At 62.2% G+C, this 534-nt stretch carries 1 protein-coding gene; it reads right to left on the bottom strand.

What is annotated here, in order from left to right; all coding sequences use genetic code 11:
* Positions 1-481, bottom strand: a 481-nt coding sequence (locus tag AC1D0P_RS27975; RefSeq protein WP_477679709.1) for an ABC transporter permease, incomplete at its 3' end; no start/stop codon positions are given.
* Between the last annotated feature and the right edge of the window lie 53 nt (positions 482-534).

Below are 534 nucleotides of genomic sequence, written 5' to 3'. Positions count from 1 at the left end.
GGGAAATGCTGGCGCCGAAGCCGCGGGCGGCGAGATCGATGCGGCGGTCGACCTGCGACAAAGCCACGGTGATCAGGACGACGGCGAAAGGTGCGCTCATCACAGAATGGGCGATGGCGACGCCGAGCGGTGTGTCATAGCCGACCCAGTCATTGACCTTGGAAAGCGAGGTCATGAAGAAATAGATGGTGATCGCCGAAACCACCGGCGGCGCCACCATCGGCATCAGCACGAAACCGAACAGCAAGCCGGCAAACCATGGCCGGAACATCCAGACGCCGAGGGCGAAGGCGAGCGCCAGAGCTGTTGAAATGACGGTGCTCATGATGCCGATCCGGATGGAGAGCCAGGCAGCCTGCAGCCAGGCGGGGTTGGTGATCAGCGTTTCGTAATGCTTCCACGACCAGTTGCCGTTGGGCATGGAGAGGAAGCGCGTCGGCGTGAAGGATACCGGGATCACGGCGAACAGCGGCAGCAGCATGAAGAGTGCCACGATCGCGGCGAGGACGACGGCAAGGGTGCTGGGTCTATACA

Source organism: Polaromonas sp. P1_G2 (genome assembly GCF_056405515.1).
The sequence above is the reverse complement of the archived record's forward strand: the minus strand, read 5'-3'. Positions and strand labels throughout refer to the sequence as shown.